The following is an 18,235-nucleotide window of genomic DNA, read 5'->3' as shown; positions in this document are numbered from 1 at the left end:
TCAGAGCCTGACACCGCCGGCCCGCAGATACGCGACCGGGTCGATGTCGGTGCCGAAGCCGGGCCCCGTCCGCACCTCGAAGTGCAGATGCGGGCCCGTGCTGTTGCCCGTGGACCCGGAGCGCCCGATGCGCTGTCCGCCGCCGACGCTCTGCCCGCTCTTCACGGAGATCGCCGAGAGATGGGCGTACTGGCTGTAGCGCCCGTCGGCATGCCGGATGACGACCTGGTACCCGAAGGACCCCGCCCACCCGGAACTGACCACCCGCCCCGCCCCGACCGCCTTCACGGAGGTGCCCGTCGGGACGGCGAAGTCGACACCGGTGTGGTAGCCCTTCGACCAGGAGGAGCCGGCCTTGTGGTACGGCGTGCCGGTGGGCGCGCTCACGGGGGCGACGAGGGAGCGACTGCCCTGCTCGGTCCCGGTGTCGGTGTCGTCGTCGGAAGCGGTCTTCTCCGGAGACGTCTGAGAGGACGACTGGGAGGACGTCTGCGTGGTGGCGGTGACCGACTTGCCCCGCAGATGCAGCCGCTGCCCGGGGACGATGAGGTCGGGATCGGACCCGACGGTCTTCCGGTTCGCGGCGTAGAGCCGCTGCCAGCCACCCTTCACGTCCTGCCGGTCGGCGATGCCGGAGAGGGTGTCGCCGTGGACGACGGTGTACATCTCGGCGGTCCCGGCCCGCGACTGGGGCGTGGTCTGCGGCTGCACGTCCGGCACCGAGCTCTTGGCCGACCCTGCGGGGTGGACGTCCGGGGTGTCGCCGCCACGGGTGAGCCCGGCCCGGACCGAGCAGACCGGCCAGGCGTCCGGCCCCTGCCCGTCCAGCACCTTCTCCGCGACGGCTATCTGCTGGTCCTTGGTGGCGAGATCGGCCCGCGGCGCGTACCTCGTGCCGCCGAACGCCTCCCATGTGGACTGGGCGAACTGCAGTCCGCCGTAGTACCCGTTGCCGGTGTTGATGCTCCAGTTGTTGCTCGACTCGCACGCGGCGACCTTGTTCCAGGTGTCCACGTCGGCCGCGTGAGCCGTACCGGAACCCGCGCCGATGAGCGGGACCACCATTCCGGCGCCGCCCGCCGTGACGGTGAGTGAGGCGCGGTTGATCCTGTTCGGCTGATACCGGCGGTGCCGGCCGCGTACGGCCATGGAGCTTCCCCCTCGACACACGTGCACATGGGCATACGTCAGGAGGGCCAAAAGTAAACGCCGCGAACAGGCCATGACAAGACGGCAATCGGCCGCCCTTCGGCGGTGCCGGGACGGTGGCAGGGCGGTCCCGTCCCGGCGGATGCGGCGGTGCTGAACACAACGGGGCCGACGGACCGTATCTGCATCTGCGTAGGCTGCTAACCAGCACAACCGGCACCACCGATACACGACCTACGCGATCCACTGGATCTTTGGGAGCAGACGGTATGAGCACTACAGCGCAGATCGGCGTCACGGGCCTCGCGGTCATGGGCAGCAACCTCGCCCGAAACTTCGCCCGCAACGGATACACGGTCGCGGTGCACAACCGGACGGCGTCCCGTACGCACGCCCTCGTCGAGGAGCACGGCCACGAGGGCGACTTCATCGCGGCGGAGACCGCGAAGGACTTCGTGGCGGCGCTGGAGCGGCCGCGCCGCCTGGTCATCATGGTGAAGGCCGGCGGTCCGACGGACGCGGTGATCCAGGAGTTCGCCCCGCTCCTGGAGCCCGGCGACATGATCATCGACGGTGGCAACGCCCACTTCGCGGACACCCGGCGCCGCGAGCGCGAACTGCGCGAGCAGGGCATCCACTTCGTCGGCACCGGCATCTCCGGCGGCGAGGAGGGCGCGCTCAACGGACCGAGCATCATGCCGGGCGGCTCGAAGGAGTCGTACGAATCGCTCGGTCCCATGCTGGAGAAGATCTCGGCGAAGGCGGCGGACGGGGCGCCCTGTGTGACGCACGTCGGGGCCGACGGCGCCGGGCACTTCGTGAAGATGGTGCACAACGGCATCGAGTACGCCGACATGCAGCTGATCGGCGAGGCGTACCAGCTGCTGCGCGATGTCGCCGGGTACTCGCCCGCGCAGATCGCGGAGATCTTCCGGACCTGGAACACCGGCCGCCTCGACTCCTACCTGATCGAGATCACCGCCGAGGTGCTGTCCCACGTGGACGCCGCGACCGGCAAGCCCTTCGTGGACGTCGTCGTGGACCAGGCCGAGCAGAAGGGCACCGGCCGCTGGACCGTGCAGATCGCCCTCGACCTGGGCGTTCCGGTGTCCGGCATCGCCGAGGCCGTCTTCGCGCGCTCGCTGTCCGGGCACGCGGCGCTGCGGGACGCCTCGCGGGGGCTGGCGGGTCCCAGGGCGACCCCGTTGAGCGAGGCGGAGGCCGGCGCGTTCGCCGACCGGGTCGAACAGGCGCTGTACGCCTCGAAGATCGTGTCGTACACGCAGGGCTTCCATGAGATCGCGGCCGCGCGGGACGAGTACGACTGGGACATCGACCTCGGTGCGGTGTCGTCGATCTGGCGCGGCGGGTGCATCATCCGGGCCGCGTTCCTGGACCGGATCCGGGCCGCGTACGACACCCGCGCCGATCTGCCGAGCCTGCTCTCCGACGAGACCTTCGCCCGCGAGATCGCCGACGCGCAGGACGACTGGCGTGAGGTGATCGTCGCGGCGACGCGTCAGGGAGTGCCCACGCCCGGGTTCTCGGCGGCGCTGGCGTACTACGACGGGCTGCGGTCCGAGCGGCTGCCCGCGGCGCTCACGCAGGGGCAGCGGGACTTCTTCGGGGCGCACACGTACCGGCGGGTGGACCGGGAGGGGTCGTTCCACACGCTGTGGGGCGGCGACCGGTCCGAGGTGTCCGCCTGAGGGCTTGTGTGTTCGCGTCGCGGGTGCGGCTGCAGGGGCGTGGGGGCTGGTCGCGCAGTTCCCCGCGCCCCCAGAGGCGTTGGCCCCTAGAGGTGTTGGTGGCCCCTAGGCGCGTTGGCCAGCCGTTTCTCAGGAGAGCGGCGGTCCCGGCTCAGGGTTCGGCACCGGTTCCGGGCCCGGTGGGATCGGGGACGGGGTCGGGTCCGGAGTCGGCACCGGGCCGGGACCCGGCGGCGGGGTCGGTGCCGGCGGCTCCGGGTTCGGTCCGGGGGGCGGCGGCTCCGGGGTCGGGCCCGGGGTCGGCCCCGGCGGGACGGGGTCCGGGTACGGGTTGGTCATCGTGTCCTCCAGCCAGTGGTGACGTCGGCTCTGGACTACTCCCCCGCGTACCCGCCGCCCGGCCCCGCAGTCACCCGGATGGGCCGGGTCAGAAACGGCCGGGATGGGCCACCAGCCACTCCTTCGCCGCGCGCAGCAGCTCGGGGTCGGCGGCCGGGGCCTCGTCGGGGTGGCGTTCGGCCCACTTGACGACGTAGGGGCAGAGGGGGGCGACCACGATGCCCTCGCGCTGTGCGATGGCGTACAGCTCGCGGGCCAGTGAGCCGGCGATGCCCTTCCCCTCGTGGGCCGGTTCCACGATCGTGTGGACGGGGACCAGGGCGCGCTCGGGCGATTCGAGGACGAAGTACTCGATGTGGCCGACGACTTCGCCGTCGCCGACGGCCTCCAGACGGCCCGCCGGCCGGTCGTCGCGGATCTCGATGTCGCTCATGGGCACGCTCCTGGTCTCGACCGTCTCTGACTCAGGCCGGTACGGCCTGCGGGCTGCGCTGCTGGTCCGAGCCCGGCACCGGCTCCGACGGGTCCGCGCCCAGGGCCACGATCCGGTTGTCGCGGTCCACGTGCACGACCCGGGGTTCCAGCGCCCGTGCCTCGGCGTCGGTCACCTGAGCGTAACTGATGATGATCACCAGATCACCGGGGTGGACGAGATGGGCGGCGGCCCCGTTGATCCCGACGACGCCCGATCCGCGTTCGCCCTCGATGACGTACGTCTCCAGACGGGCGCCGTTGGTGATGTCGACGATGTGGACGAGCTCGCCGGGCAGCAGGTCGGCGGCGTCGAGGAGGTCCGCGTCGATGGTCACCGATCCCACGTAGTGCAGGTCGGCCTGGGTGACGGTGGCTCGGTGGATCTTGGACTTGAACATGGTGCGCAGCATGAAGTGCTCCGAGGTGTCGGCTCCCTGCCTGGTCCCGCCAGGTCAAGGGCTCTGTGTGCACGGGCGCGTCCAGGGTACGGAACGGGGCCCCGGCCGCGCACCGAGACCCCCGTCACGTCACAGGCGGTGCTCGGCCTTCCCGGGGTCCGGCAGGCGTGCACCGCCCGTCAGCGGCCGTCTCGGCGTGCGTACGCCTCCGCCAGCAGCAGGTAGCCGGCGGCGGTCCAGGTGTAGGCGCGGTCGCGCAGTCCCGTTCCGGTCAGCGCGTCGAAGTTCTCCGCGAAGCCGTGCGTCTCGCAGAGCGCGCGGAAGCGGGCGCTGATGTCGTCGGCCAGCCGGTGGTGCCCGGCTCGGCGCAGTCCGTCCTCGATGAGGACGGTGGCGGGTGCCCAGATCGGGCCGCGCCAGTAGCCGTCGGCGAGATAGTGCGGGGAGGTCGTGAGCTCGGTGGCCAGGCCGTACGGCGTCAGGTGGGCCTTGATGCGGTCGGCGAGGGCGCTGCCGATCTCGGCGGGCAGGTGCTCGCCCAGCACGATGGGCATCAGGTCGAGCAGGCTCGAGCTGCTCCAGGTGTTCCCCGTGGCGGCTCCCCGGGCGACGAACCGGTCGCCGGTCCAGAGCTGGTCGAGGAGCGCGGCCTGCGTCTCCTCGGCCGCTCGCGTCCACCGGCGCTCGTCGTCCCGCTCGTCCAACTCTGCGGCGAGAGCGGCGAGTTCCCGCATCTGGAGGGCCAGGAAGGCCGCCAGGTCCGCGGTGACGACCACGCGCTCGGGGTCGAAGGTGGTGGCGTTGTCCCAGCCGCTGTCGTTGCCGTGCTGGTAGTGGGGCAGTTCGGCGCCGGGGGCGCGCCGCGCGGTGAGCCAGAAGTCGGTCCAGCGCTCCAGTCGTTCGTAGGACTGCGCCAGTTCGGCCTGGTTCGGCGGCATCGGCAGCCGTCGGCGCAGATGTCCGGACGCCCAGCCGTGGATGGGCGGTTTGACGAAGTTGTGGAGCACTTCGGAGTGGGTGACCGAGTCGGGCAGGGCGCCGGTCTCGTCCTGGTGGTCGAAGGGGAGGTGGAACTGGTCGACGGCCAGCTCGGGGCAACCGGGGGCCAGCGCCAGGGCGTTGAAGCAGTGGTCCCAGCTCCAGACCTTGTCCATCCAGTGCTTGGACATCAGCACGGCGGGCCGGGTGACCAGACCCGCCGGCCGTACGGTCGCCGACCACAGGACGTAGGCGGCGAGTTCGGCGGCGGGGGTGGCGGCCGAACGCCAGGGGGCGACGGCGTCGACGAAGTCCGCGAACGCGGCCCGTGCCGACTCCACGACCTTCTCGAAGGACAACTCGGACGTGAACGGCGGCCGGGCGGTGTCGAGTTCCTCGACGGCGATCTCCCACACCCCGTCCGCCTCCGCGGTCACCGTGAGGCCGCGGTCGGCGCTGCCCAGGGTCTGTTCCCCGGCCGTCTCTGCGACGGCGCCGCTCAGCACGGTGACCCGGTAGCGGCGTCCGGTCTCGTACGACGTGAACACGTAGGCGTCGGCCGCCGGATCGTGGAAGAAGTAGGTGCCGCTGAACGGGGTCAGGGCCTCGGCGGCGGCGAACAGCCCCATCCCGAGGCCTCTCCCCCGCAGGCGGACGGTGTCCGGCGTCTCGTAGGCGAGGCCGACGCCGCCGCTTCCGCCGGTCCAGGTGAGCAGTCCCGGCGTCGCCTCGACGCGGGTCTCCGCCCGGTCGCCGGTCGCCTGGCCCACGGGCACCAGACGGAGCACGGCGTGCATGCCGTTCTGGTGGGAGACGAGGTGGAGGTCCTCGGCGTATGTCTTCTCCGCCACCACGGGCGAGATGTCGAACCAGGATCCGTACGTGCTGAACGGGATGTCGTGGACGGAGAAGGCCGGGCCGGGAAGGGCGGCGGTCATGAAGTACGACTCGTTTCTCGAGCACGGGGACTCGAACAGAGGGAAGGGGCGCGGTCCTTGACGGGCTCAGTCCTTGACGGCTCCGGCGGTGACGCCGGCGGCGATGTAGCGCTGGGCGAGGACGAGGATGACCGTGGCGGGCAGTGAGGCCACGACGGCGGTGGCCATGATGGCGTTCCACTCCTGGTTGTTGTTGCCGATGTAGTGGTAGATGCCGAGCGTGATCGGCTCGTGGGCGCCGCCGTTCACGAGGGTGCTGGCGAGGACGAAGTCGGACCAGGACCACAGGAACGCGAACAGCGACACCGTGACGACGGCGTTGCGGCTCATCGGCAGCACGATCGACCAGAAGGTGCGCAGGGCGCCGGCGCCGTCGGTCTTCGCCGCCTGGAGGAGTTCGCCGGGGATGCCGGACATGAACGCGGTGAAGACGAGCACCGCGAAGGGGACGGCCAGGGTGGAGTCGGCGACGATCAGGCCGGGGACGGACTGGAGCAGGCCGAGTTGGAGGTAGATGGCGTAGAAGCCCATCGCCATGATGATGCCGGGGATCATCTGGGCGGCGAGCAGGAGGAAGTTGAGGACGCCTGCTCCGCGTGGGCGCAGTTTGGCCAGGGCGTAGCCGGCGGGCGCGGCGAGGACCACGGTCAAAAGGACGGTGCCGAGGCCGATGACGAGGCTGGTGCCGAGGTAGGGCAGTTGCTCGCCCAGCACCTTGCGGTAGCCGTCGAGGGTGCCGTGGACCGGGAACAGGTCGGGTGGGCTCTTGCGCATGTCCTGGTCGCGGGTGAAGGACACGTTGACCATCCAGTAGACCGGGAAGAGCATGATTCCGGTCAGCAGGACGCCGAGGGCCGTCTTCCATCGAGTCTTCATGACAGCGCCTGCTTTCTCTGCGCCCGGACGTAGATCAGGCCGAAGACCAGCGCGGCGACCACGAGCAGGTTGCCGACGGCCGCGCCGGGGCCGAAGGCGGGCACCAGGTTGCCGAAGCCGAGCTGGTAGGACCAGGTGGCGAAGGTGGTGGACGCGTCGGCGGGACCGCCCTTGGTCATGATCCAGATGATGTCGAAGACCTTGAGCGTGTAGACCAGGCCCAGCAGCAGGGTGATCGCGGACACCGGGCGCAGCAGCGGGAAGGTGATCCGCCAGAACCGCTGCCAGGCGTTGGCCCCGTCGATGGCCGCCGCCTCGTACAGCGAGGTGGGGATGGACTGCAGGCCGCTGTAGAGGACGACCAGGTTGAACGGGACGCCGATCCAGATGTTCGCGATGATCACCGAGGTCAGCGACCAGTCCGGCGAGGTCAGCCAGTTGACGGGGTCGATGCCGACGGCGCTCAGCAGGGCGTTCACGACACCCGATTCGCTGTTGAGCATCCACGACCAGGTGGACGCCGACACGATCAGCGACAGCAGCCACGGCACCAGGAACAGGGCCCGCAGGGTCGCCGAGAGCCGGAAGTGCTGGTGGAAGAAGACCGCGAGGGCGAGGCCGATGGCGTACTGGAAGAGCAGACACACAGCGGTGAACACCGCGGTGTGCAGCAGGGCCGGGGCGAAGGTGGGGTCGTCGAAGACAGTGCGGTAGTTGGCGAGGCCGGTGAAGGGGGCGTCGCCCTGGACGAAGGAGCGGACGGTGTAGTGGCGCAGGCTCAGGTCGAGGTTGCGGTAGAGCGGATAGGCGTAGAAGAGGATCAGATAGAGGGTGACCGGGGTGAGGAAGGCCCAGGCGGCCCACTGCTGGGAGGCGGGGCGGCGGCGCGGTGCGGCGGGGGCCGGACCACCGAGCGTGGCCCGGTGGTCCGACTTCTGGAGGGTGGCACTCATCAATTCGCCCTGAGATCCGGTCACTTGACGGCGGACTGGGCGGCGGCCAGTGCGTCCTTCGGGGACTGCGCGCCGCTGAGCGCGGACTGGACCGCCTTCCACATCTGCTCGGAGATCTTCGGGTACTTGGTGCCGAGGTCGTCGCTGGTGCGGCCCTTGGCGGCCTTGACCGCCTCGACCCACGGCTTCAACTCCGCGTTCGCCGCGACCTGCTTGTCCTGGACCTCGCTGGTGGGGGCGACGTAGGACAGGGTGGTGTCCGTCTCGAAGAGGTTGTCGGTGCTGGTCAGGCAGGTGACCAGCTTCTGCGAGGTGGCGTAGCGGCCGGTGTCGCCCTGCACCGGGATCGTGACGAACTCGCCGCCGGTCGGAGCCGCCGCGTCACCGCCCTTGGCTCCCGGTATCGGCAGGACACCGTAGTCGAAGCCCGCCTTGTCGGCGTTGGCGAGCTGCCAGGTGCCGTTCTCGGCGAACGCGTAGTCACCGCCGGCGAACTCCTGCCAGCTGGTCGTCTGGGTGTTGTTGATGACCGAGTTGGGCGCGTACCCCTTCTTCAGCCAGTCGCTCCACAGGGCCAGCGCGGAGACGCCCTCGGCGGAATCGAGTTCGGTCAGCTGGGCGCCGGAGCCCCACAGCCACGGCAGGAACTGGAAGCTGCCCTCCTCGGTGCCGATCGCGGAGAAGGTGATGCCCTTCTTGCCGGCCTTGTCGACCTTGGCCAGGGCCGCCGTCAGCGAGGCCCAGTCCTTGACCGAGGCGATGTCGACGCCGGCCTCCTTCAGGACCTCCTTGTTGTAGTACAGGGCGAGGGTGTTGGCGCCGATCGGGGTGCCGTAGGTCTTCCCGCCGGCCTGGCCGGCCGCCAGCAGGTTGGGGTCGACCGCGGAGGTGTCCAGTTTGTTGTCGTCGGTCGTGGTGAGCACCCCCGCCTCGGCCAGCGTCGACACCACCGGGTTGTCGACGATGAGGACGTCCGCGGAGTTGTCCTGCTGCGCCGCCAGCAGCGCCTTGTTCGACAGATCGCTGGTGTCGAACCCGGTCCGCTTGACCTTCACCCCGGCCTCAGTGCCGCAGGAGTCCAGCAGCTTGGCCCAGGCCGAGCTCTTGTCGAACTGCGGGTAGGGGTCCCAGATCGTGTACGTACCGCTGTCCGCGGCGTTCGCCCCGCCACCACCCGAGCCCGAACCGCAGGCGGTGGCGGTGGCGGTGGCGACGAGGGCCAGGGCGGTCAGGGTGGCTGCGGTCAGACGGCGGTGACTCAGGGTGCTGTTCATCGCGGGTTCCTTCGGTTCTTGGCATGCGGGTGCCGAGGCACGGGCTTTTCGGGCATGGAGGTGCCGAAGCGGTGAGGTGCCGGCCGGAAACGGGTACGGCGAACGGGGCCGTGGTGCGATGGCGCTGAAAGAGATCTCTGCGTGCTGTGAATATGGGGGCGGGCCGTCGGTTCGGCCCTGGTGACTCCCGGGGGTCAGTCCGTCGGTTCGGTCCTGGTGACCCCCGGTCAGTCCGTCGTGTCGGCCCGCGTCACTCCGGCGGGCCCTGTGCTGGCCCGCAGCGAGATCGGCGGCGTGAGCAGATGGTGCCGGGGTGGTCCAGCCGCTCCACCAGCAGTTCGACGGCGAGCCGTCCCAGGTCGGCGGCCGGTACGTCGGCGGCGGTGAGCTGCGGGGTCACCGTCTCCGCCCAGCGGCCGGCCACCACCCCGGTGACGGAGAAGTCCCGCGGGACATGGCGGCCCGCCCGGGCGAGCCCCCGGTAGAGGCCGCCCAGGGCGGCCTCGTTCAAGGTCACCAGGGCCGTGGTGGCCGGCTCGTCGTGCAGGATGCGTTCCACACAGGACTGCCCGGACGCGGCGTCGTCCCCGCAGCAGTACGTCCGGACCGTCAGCCCACGCTCGGCCGCGGCCTTGGTGAAACCGTCCAGGCCCCGCTGCGCGGACTCGTACCCGGCCCGCAGCAGCTGCTCCGGCCGGTTGACGAAGGCGACCCGGCGATGGCCGAGGTCCGCCAGGTGGTGCACGCACGCCGCCGCCAGGGCGGTGTGGTCCAGAGCCACCCACCAGCTGCCCTCGGGACGGGCGGTGCGCCCGATGGCGACGGAGGGGAAGCCCAGCTCGGCCAGGTGATCCACCCGGTCGTCGGCCAGCCTGATCTCCATCAGGATCGCGCCGTCGACCCGCCGCTCCCCCAACAGCCGCTGGAAGGAACGGTCGCTGTCCACGCCGCTGGGTGAGAGCAGCACGTCGTAGTCGAAGGCCGCGGCCGCCTCCACCACACTGCCGATGAAGTCCAGCTGCATGCCCGTGTAGTGGTTCCCGGCCGGCGGGAAGACCAGCCCGATCGTGCTGGTCCGCCCGTTGGCCAGGGCACGGGCGCTGGCACTGGGCCGGTAGCCCAGCTCGTCGACGACCCGCTGGATCCTCCGCCGCGTCTCCTCCGACACCGGACGCTTGCCGCTCAGCGCATAGGACACGGTGCTCCGCGAGACACCGGCCCGCCGGGCGATCTCACCGATGTTCACGGGAACTCCTTGCTCGAACAGATTCCAGTGCGAACCGTTGTCGAACCGGTTCGCGTGAAGTGACGGTAGAAACGGTCCGAGCGGCTGTCAACGCCTCGGACGGCATCAAGAGTTCCTTGCTCCAGGGGATTGTCCGCCGCTTGTCCCGGTGCTAGCTTGCCGAACCGGTTCGACAGGAAGATCCACAGCAGATCCGAAACAGCCGCCGACCGTCACGCCCGGTGTCGTCGAACCAGTTCGAGTTCCCGAAGAGTCGCCGAACTCAAGGATTGAGGACGCAATCCATGTCATCCCCCGAGAGATCCGCCCGGCGCCACGCCCCGGCCGCCGTCGCACTGACCCTCGGCGCGGGTCTGCTGGCCGCACCCGCCGTGTCCGCGCAGGCGGCCGAGACCCCCCAGCCCACCGCCCGCTACACCTTCGACCAGGACGACCTCGCCTCCGGAAGGATCACCGACAGCTCCGGCAACGGCCTCACCGCGACCCTGGTGAACGGTTCCACCGCCCGGTCGGTCGACGGCACCGGCGGCGGAAAGGCGCTCGCCCTGCCCGGCGGGGCGCCCACCTCGGACGGCGCCTACGTCCGTCTGCCCCGTGAAGTGGTCGGTGACGCCAGCGACCTGACAATCTCCGCCCGTGTGAAGTGGAGCGGCGACAAGTCGTCCTGGCAGCGCATCTTCGACCTCGGCACCAACACCACCAGATATCTGTTCAGCACGCCGTACAGCGGCAGCGGCCTGTTCCAGACCTCCGTGACCACGGGCGGCGGCGGTGCGGAGACCCAGGTCCGCGGGTACGCGCCGCTGCCCGCGGACGAGTGGCGCACGGTCACCGTCACCCTCGACACCGCCGCCGGCCGGCTCACCACCTATCTGGACGGCGTGGCGGTCTCCTCCTCCGCGACCGGCATCAAGGCCAAGGAACTGCTGGAGGACCAGGCCACGGCGGCCGGTTACATCGGCAAGTCCTTCTGGCCGGACCCGCTGCTCAAGGGCGCGATCGACGACTTCGCCGTGTGGCACTCGGCCCTGAGCTCCGCGCAGGTGGCCGGCCTGGTCGAGGCGGTACCGACCGTCGGGGAGCTCTCCCGGACCTCCTTCGACGTCCGTACGACGACCGGGACCGCCCCCGCCCTCCCCACCGCCGTCCGCGCCGCCTTCTCCGACGGCTACGACCGTGACACTCCGCTGACCTGGGACGCCGTCCCGCCGGAGAAGTACGCCCGGCCGGGAACGTTCACCGTCGCAGGCGCGGCGGCCGGGCGGGAGGTGAAGGCGACGGTCACCGTGGTGCGCGAGGGGCAGCTCACCGTCGACCTCGGCTCGGACACCGGCGCCTTCCACGGCGGCGCCTCCGGCACCCTCTACGGGGTGTACGGGCCGGACGTCCCCACCAACAACCTCATCGAGGGCATGGGCCTGCGCACGGTCTCCACCAAGGCGCAGGACGGCCCGCAGCACCCGGGCGCAGACGCCCTGGAGGTGGTGCAGCCGCTGGCCGACTCCACCGACGGTGATGTGTACATCTACATGACCGACATCCACCGCGGCTTCCCGTACCAGTGGCCGGGCGACACCCCCGCCGAGAAGGTCGAGTTGTACGAGGAGAAGCTCGCCAAGCAGGTCGACCAGGTCCTCCGACTGCCGAAGCGGTACCAGGACAACGTCGTCTTCGTGCCGTTCAACGAGCCCGAGGGCAACATGTTCGGCACCGGCGAGTGGAGCTACGACAAGGTCAGCTGGCTCGACGACCCCGACGACTTCTTCGCCGCCTGGGACTCCGCCTACCGGCTCATCAAGGACAGGATGCCGAGCGCCCGGACAGCCGGGCCCAACACCAGCATCCTGTACGACCAGGTGAAGGGCTTCCTGACGCACGCGCTGGCCGCCGGCACCCTCCCCGACGTCATCACCTGGCACGAGCTCAGCCACCCGGAGGCGGTGCGCGAGAGCGTCGCCAAGTACCGGACGTGGGAGAAGGATCTTTTCCGGGGCACGGACCGCGAGGGCACCCGGCTCCCCGTCAACATCAACGAGTACGCCTTCAACTACCACACCTCGGTCCCCGGCCAGATGATCCAGTGGGTCTCCGCGATCGAGGAGTCCAAGGTCGACGCCGACATCGCGTACTGGAACATCGACGGCAACCTCTCCGACTCCGCGGTGCAGTCCAACCGCGGCAACGGGCAGTGGTGGCTGCTGAATGCGTACGCCTCGATGAGCGGGCACACGGTGGCCGTGAGCCCGCCGTTCCCCGGCGAGAACTACAGCATGCAGGGCGTCGCCACGCTCGACGAGAGGAAGAAGCAGGCCCGGCTGGTCTTCGGCGGGTCGGACGGCAAGGGCCACATCGTCTTCGACGACGTCCCGAAGAAGGTCTTCGGCGGCCGGGTGCACGCCTGGGTGCGGGAGATCGAGTGGAGCGGACAGGTCGGCGACCACTCCGGGCCGAAGCTGCTGACCGAGACGAGCCTCGAGGTCGGTGACGACGGCAAGGTGATCGTCGACTTCGGCGACGGCGGTCTGCCGACGCTGAAGGAGTCCTCCGCGTACGAGATCGTCCTCAGCCCGGCGGGCGAGGCGAAGGGCACCCTGGCCGCGCCCACCCGCTGGCAGGGCTCCTACGAGGCCGAGGACGCCGCGCACACCGGATCCGGCTGGTCGAAGAACGGTCCCGAGGGCTCACCGCGTGACGTGTCGAAGTTCTACACCTCCGGCGGCTACGACGTCGGCGGACTGCGCACCGGCTCCGACGTCACGCTCGACTTCACGGTGGACGTGCCCGAGGACGGCACCTACGACCTGAGCGTCTTCGCCAACTCCCTCAACACCTTCGACAAGGTGACGGAACAGGGCCCCACCAATGTCTTCCTGCGTGTGGACGGCCGGGCGGAGACCGAGCAGGAGCTGTATCTGCCGCTCGGCTACAAGTGGGTGGTGTGGGACCACACCGACACCCGGGTCGAGCTCACCCGGGGCAGGCACACCCTGACGCTCGCCGCTGAGAGCCTCGACGGCAAGCGCGTCACGAAGGGCGACGCGATCGTCGACCGGCTCACCCTGTCCCTGCCGGACGCCTCGGCCGCCAGCCGGGTGTACGAGGGCGAGCTGGCCTGGCTGGGCGGCGGGGCGAAGCCCGTCTACGACCTCCCGAAGCAGGACACCCCGGCCACCGGATCGGGCGCGGCCCGGCTCGCCAAGGGGCAGACCGCCACGTTCTGGGTCTACTCCCCCGCCGACCGCGAGGCCACGATCGACGTGGCCACCCTCGGCGGCACCGGTGCCCGGCTCTCCGTCAACGGACATGACGTCCTGCGCCTCGCCAAGCGCAGGAGCAGCGTCGCGGTCTCCCTCTCCGGCGGGGTCAACAAGGTGACGCTGACCGGCGGTTCGGCCCCGACCCTCGTCGACCGGCTCACGGTCACGCCCACCGAGGGCACGCTCCCGGTGCGCACGTACGAGGCCCAGGACGCCCGACTGGCCGGTTCGGCCTCGCTCGCCCAGCTGTCCCTCGCGACGGGCGGGACCGCGATCACCGGGATCGGCGGCGACCCGGGCAACGGCAACACCGCCACCTTCAAGGTCACCGCGGACCGGGCCGGCCTCCATGCCCTGCGCATCCGCTACTCCAACCCCGAGCAGTCCGAGGCCACCCACTACAACCCGGACCCGCTGGCCCGGCACGCCGACATCACCGTCAACGGCGGTGAGACACGCCGCGTGGGCTTCCCGCACAGCTTCCACCGGAACAACTTCTGGGAGCTGACCGTCCCCGTCCAGCTGAAGAAGGGCGAGAACACGGTCACCTTCCGCTCCGAGGAACTGCCGAACTTCGACGGCACGACCTACGCCTCGGACACCTTCCCGGGGGTGCTCCTGCGCTCCCGCTACGCCCCGCTGATCGACCGCATCAGCGTGGCGCCGTACGCGAGGGAGGTGCGGTGAGCCGGTAGCCGGTGACACGGGTCGGCGCGGACGGTCCGCGCCGGCCCGTGCTCCCGTCACTCCACCCCGGTGGGCCGCCGCGACGCCGCCGTCGCCTCCCGTACGTCCGTCAGCGGCCGCAGCCGGTACGTGTACGCGTAGTCCCGGTTCGCGAACAGCTTGTACTCGTCGTGCGTGTGCGCACCCCAGCTGTTGTCGCCGCCGACGCCCATCTGCCGGTACGCCAGCCGCAGGACGACCTCGTCGCGCGGGGTGAGCTGGTAGTCGTGGCGTGCGCCGACCGAGAGGTCCTCGGGGGTGAAGCGCGAGGCGTTGACGTCCAGCAGGGGCTCGCCGGAGACGAGCAGGCCCGTGCCGTCCGTGCCGGTGAGGGCGATCCAGCGGATGTCGCTCCTGCCGCCGTTCTCCTGGGGGCGGATGTAGGGGGTCCACTGGCCGGAGACGGTGCCGGACCAGCGGCCGACGTCGGTGCCGTTGTTGCGGTCCCACTGGTTCTCCTCGGGACCACGGCCGTAGTAGTGGAGCTTCTCCAGACGGCCGGGGAGGAACAGCATCGTGCCGACCTCGGGGATGTACGGCAGTGAACTCGCCCCGGGGTGCAGGGTGTTGTCGACCTTGATCTCGGCATTGCCGAAGACCGTGTAGGTGGTGGTGTAGGTCGATTCCGTCGTGGTCGGCAGCGTGCCGGTGACCTTGATCTGGACGGCCCGGTCGCGCAGCGCGCGCACGTCGACGGATGTCACCTTGCGGTGCGCGCCCGCGTCCCGCCAGGTCTGGTTGCGGGTGTGCTGGCCGTTGCCGCGGTCGTTGTCGGTGGGCGCCCGCCAGAACTGCGGGGCGGGACCGGAGGTGATGAGCTGTCTGCCGCCGGCCCGGTAGGAGGTGATGACCCCGGTGGCCTTGTCGACCGTCACCGAGAAGCCCTTGCCCGTGACCGTGACGGTCGTGTCGCCGTCCTCGTGGGTCAGGGCCGGGACGCTGTCCAGCGGCGCCGGGGTGACGGCGGGGCTGTGGGCGTCGACGGTGAGCTGGGTGCGGGCCGTCTCGAAGCCGGCCTTGGCCCACTTCGTGGATTCCCTGGTGGTGAAGGAGAGTTCGAGGTGGTACTCAGTGCCCGGTGCCGGGGCGGACGGCACCTCGAAGGGGATCACGACGTCCTTGCTCGACAGCGGTGGGACGTCGAGCTGGGCACGGCTCAGCTTCCCGCGCCGCACCGCCCTGCCGTCGGCGAGGAGCGCCCAACTGCCGTCGAGTTCCCGGAGGTTGGTGAACAGGTTCTCGTTGGTGAGGGTCACCGCCGGTGAACCGGCGGGCGCCCAGGCCGCGTTGACGGTCTGGTAGATCCGTTTGACCTCGGCGGCCTTGCCGGTGTGGCCGCGGTCGGCGGTGACGATGCCGTCGGCGACGAAGTTGCCGTCGTTGGGGTTGTCGCCCCAGTCGCCGCCGTAGGCGAAGAAGGTCTTCGCGCGCGGCCGTTTCTCGGTCAGGCCGGCCGTGGCCGCGTCGAACCAGAACCGCACCCCTTCGTCCCCGGGACCGCGGCTGCCGTCGGCCAGTTCGGCGGCGCTCAGGGCGCGGGCGTAGACCCGGGCCCGGCGGACGGTGCCACTGAACTCGCGCGTGGAGTTGTCGACGTCGGTGGCGAGGGAGAGGGGGGCGGTGTTGCTGCCGGGGCGGCGGGTCGTGGTGCGGACGGTCTTCGGGTCACCGTCGACGTAGAGGGTGAGCGTGCCGGCGTCGGCGTCGAAGACGCCCGCGACGTGGTGCTCGGTGCCGGTCCAGTCGTCGGGCACGGCCCAGCCGGCCGAGATCCACTGGCCGCCGCCGTGGATGAAGAACTCGATGGTCCTGTCGGTCTGTTTCAGGGCGTACTGGGTGTCGCCCTTGGCCAGGATCGGCTGGTGGTAGCCGGTGACGTGCGGGGTGATCCATGCTTCCAGCGTCAGGGAGCCGGTGAGGTCCAGGCTCGGGTCGCGGGGGAAGACGGTGCCCCCCGAGACGCCCCTGCCGCGGTCGAAGGTGCCGCCGGGGGCCATGATCTCGCCGCGCAGCCCGCCGGGGCCGGTCTCGGTCAGCAGCTTGCGCGTCGGGGTGGGCCAGCTCAGCGCCTGGTCGACGAAGTCCCAGATCCAGCCGCCCTGGAGAACGGGGTAGCGGCGGACGACGTCCCAGTACTTCTTGAAGTTGCCGCCCGAGTTCCCCATCGCGTGGGAGTACTCGATCATGACGTACGGCCGGGTGTCGGCGGTGTTCTTCGCCCGTGCCTCCACGGTGGCGGGGCTGTCGTACATCTCCGAGCGGATGTCGCTGACGGCCGGCCGGTCGTCGCCCTCGTACTGGACGACGCGGGTGGTGTCGTACGACTTGATCCAGTCGCGCATGGCGACGAAGGTGCTGCCGCCGCCGGCCTCGTTGCCCAGGGACCAGATGACGGCGCAGGCGTGGTTCTTGTCGCGGTGGACCAGGTTCTGGGCGCGGGCGACGCACGCCTCGGTCCAGTCGGCGTGGTCGCCGGGGTACTCGCCGCGGATGCCGTGGGTCTCCAGGTTGGTCTCGTCGACGACGTAGAGGCCGTACTCGTCGGCGAGTTCCATCCACGCGGGGTTGTTGGGGTAGTGCGAGGTGCGGACGCTGTTGATGTTCATCCGCTTCATGACCGTGATGTCCTCGATCATGTCGGCGCGGGTGAGGGACATACCGCGCTCGGGGTGCATCTCGTGGCGGTTGGTGCCGCGGAAGGAGACGGGCTTGCCGTTGATCCGCATCAGGCCGTCCCTGAGCGCGAACTCACGGAAGCCGACCCGGTGCGAGAGGGTCTCGATGACCTTTCCCGCCGGGTTCCGCAGCCTCAGCACGGCCGTGTAGAGGTAGGGGTGTTCGGCCGACCACAGTCGGGGCGCGGGCACGGCCTTGGCGGACCGGACCGTCACGTCCTCGCCGGTCCCGGTCACCTCGGCCCGCTGGAGCAGCGGCCGGGACCAGACGGGGTGTCCGGCCGCGTCGTACAGCTGGGTCTCCACGGTGTGGCGTCCGGTGCCGCCGTCGGCGTAGGCGCGCACGGTCGAGGTGACCGACAGTTCGGCGGAGGTGTGATCGTCGCCGAGCGGGGTGTCGAGGCGGAAGTCGCGCAGGTGGACGACCGGGGTGGAGTAGAGGTGGACCGAGCGGAAGATGCCGCTCAGCCGGATCATGTCCTGGTCCTCCAGCCAGTCGCCGTCGGAGTAGCGGTAGACCTCGACCGCGATCTGGTTGGTGCCGGGCCTCAGGTGCTCGGTGATGTCGTACTCGGCGGGGCTGAAGGAGTCCTCGTGGTAGCCGACGAGCCGGCCGTTGATCCACACGTAGTGGGCCGACTTGACGCCCTCGAAGTGCAGGAAGGTGCGCCGCCCCGACCAGTCCCGGGGGACGGTGAAGGTGCGCCGGTACTGGCCGACGGGGTTGCGGCGGGTGGGCGCGGCGGGCGGCTGCGCCTCCTCGCCCAGGCCGTTGGGACCCCACCAGGGGTAGGTGATGTTGACGTAGATGGGGCGGTCGTAGCCGTGCAGTTGCCAGGCGGAGGGGACGGGGATCGTGTCCCAGTCGCGGTCGTCGAGGTCGGTGCGGTGGAAGTCGGGGTCCCGGTCGTCGGGGCGGTCGGCGTACGCGAACCGCCATGTGCCGTCCAGGCTCAGCCGGTACGGGGAGCGGGTGCGGTCGGCGGCCAGGGCCTGTCTGACGTCGGCGTACGGCATGAGGGTGGTGTGCGGTGGTTCGGCGCCGAGCCGGAAGAGCGCGATGTTGCCGTTCCACTCCGGGGTTTCGGCCCTCGCCCCGGCCGCGTGTGCCGCGGTGATCGGGCCGGGCAGGGCGAGTGCGCCGAGGGCGGCGGCTCCCCCCTCCAGCAGACGGCGGCGGCTGACGGGAGACACGGGAAACTGCGGCATGACCGTGGCCTTCCTCGAAACGACAGTGTGGGGG

General features: G+C 70.5%; 10 protein-coding genes and 1 pseudogene. 2 read left to right on the top strand and 9 right to left on the bottom strand.

Translation table 11 applies throughout. The features are described 5' to 3' along the window. Nucleotides 1–1,149 (bottom strand): transglycosylase family protein, encoded by a 1,149-nt coding sequence (locus tag PH203_RS27595; RefSeq protein ID WP_289923200.1) that lies wholly within the window; start codon nt 1,147–1,149, stop codon nt 1–3. A gap of 269 nt (nt 1,150–1,418) precedes the next feature. Between PH203_RS27595 and gndA the strand changes: the two genes are divergently transcribed. Next, the gene (gene gndA, locus PH203_RS27590) at nt 1,419–2,858 is read left to right on the top strand and encodes an NADP-dependent phosphogluconate dehydrogenase (protein WP_289923199.1); all 1,440 of its coding nucleotides are present in this window, start codon (nt 1,419–1,421) and stop codon (nt 2,856–2,858) included. Between the two features lie 427 nt (nt 2,859–3,285). Here gndA and PH203_RS27585 read toward each other — a convergent pair whose 3' ends face one another. From PH203_RS27585 to PH203_RS27555, 7 genes and pseudogenes are all read right to left on the bottom strand, one after another. Continuing rightward, on the bottom strand, nt 3,286–3,630 hold the full coding sequence (locus PH203_RS27585; RefSeq protein ID WP_354671264.1) for a GNAT family N-acetyltransferase: 345 nt from the start codon (nt 3,628–3,630) through the stop codon (nt 3,286–3,288). A gap of 31 nt (nt 3,631–3,661) precedes the next feature. After that, on the bottom strand, nt 3,662–4,081 hold the full coding sequence (gene panD / locus PH203_RS27580) for an aspartate 1-decarboxylase (RefSeq protein ID WP_289923198.1): 420 nt from the start codon (nt 4,079–4,081) through the stop codon (nt 3,662–3,664). A gap of 167 nt (nt 4,082–4,248) precedes the next feature. Next, nucleotides 4,249–5,985: a trehalase family glycosidase gene (locus PH203_RS27575; RefSeq protein WP_289923197.1), complete on the bottom strand. Its 1,737-nt coding sequence runs from the start codon at nt 5,983–5,985 to the stop codon at nt 4,249–4,251. A 66-nt stretch (nt 5,986–6,051) separates the two neighbouring features. Beyond that, nucleotides 6,052–6,861: a carbohydrate ABC transporter permease gene (locus PH203_RS27570; protein WP_289923196.1), complete on the bottom strand. Its 810-nt coding sequence runs from the start codon at nt 6,859–6,861 to the stop codon at nt 6,052–6,054. Beyond that, entirely contained in the window at nt 6,858–7,814 is a 957-nt protein-coding gene (locus tag PH203_RS27565) for a sugar ABC transporter permease (protein WP_289923195.1), read from the bottom strand. The genes PH203_RS27570 and PH203_RS27565 overlap by 4 nt, the downstream gene beginning before the upstream one ends. A gap of 20 nt (nt 7,815–7,834) precedes the next feature. After that, nucleotides 7,835–9,088 (bottom strand): extracellular solute-binding protein, encoded by a 1,254-nt coding sequence (locus tag PH203_RS27560; protein WP_289923194.1) that lies wholly within the window; start codon nt 9,086–9,088, stop codon nt 7,835–7,837. A 227-nt stretch (nt 9,089–9,315) separates the two neighbouring features. Continuing rightward, nucleotides 9,316–10,334, bottom strand: a pseudogene (locus PH203_RS27555) (LacI family DNA-binding transcriptional regulator). Between the two features lie 284 nt (nt 10,335–10,618). On the opposite strand from PH203_RS27555, the gene PH203_RS27550 reads away from it, so the two are divergent. Continuing rightward, a complete protein-coding gene (locus PH203_RS27550) occupies nt 10,619–14,278 on the top strand; it encodes a LamG-like jellyroll fold domain-containing protein (protein WP_289923193.1) in 3,660 nt (1,219 codons plus the stop codon). A gap of 56 nt (nt 14,279–14,334) precedes the next feature. Here PH203_RS27550 and PH203_RS27545 read toward each other — a convergent pair whose 3' ends face one another. Continuing rightward, entirely contained in the window at nt 14,335–18,201 is a 3,867-nt protein-coding gene (locus tag PH203_RS27545; RefSeq protein ID WP_289923192.1) for a glycoside hydrolase family 2 TIM barrel-domain containing protein, read from the bottom strand. Nucleotides 18,202–18,235 lie beyond the last annotated feature (34 nt).

The sequence above is a fragment of the Streptomyces sp. S.PB5 genome (genome assembly GCF_030403745.1).
Classification (GTDB): domain Bacteria; phylum Actinomycetota; class Actinomycetes; order Streptomycetales; family Streptomycetaceae; genus Streptomyces.
Note: the sequence above shows the minus strand (reverse complement) of the source record. Positions and strands in the feature narration are given on the sequence as shown.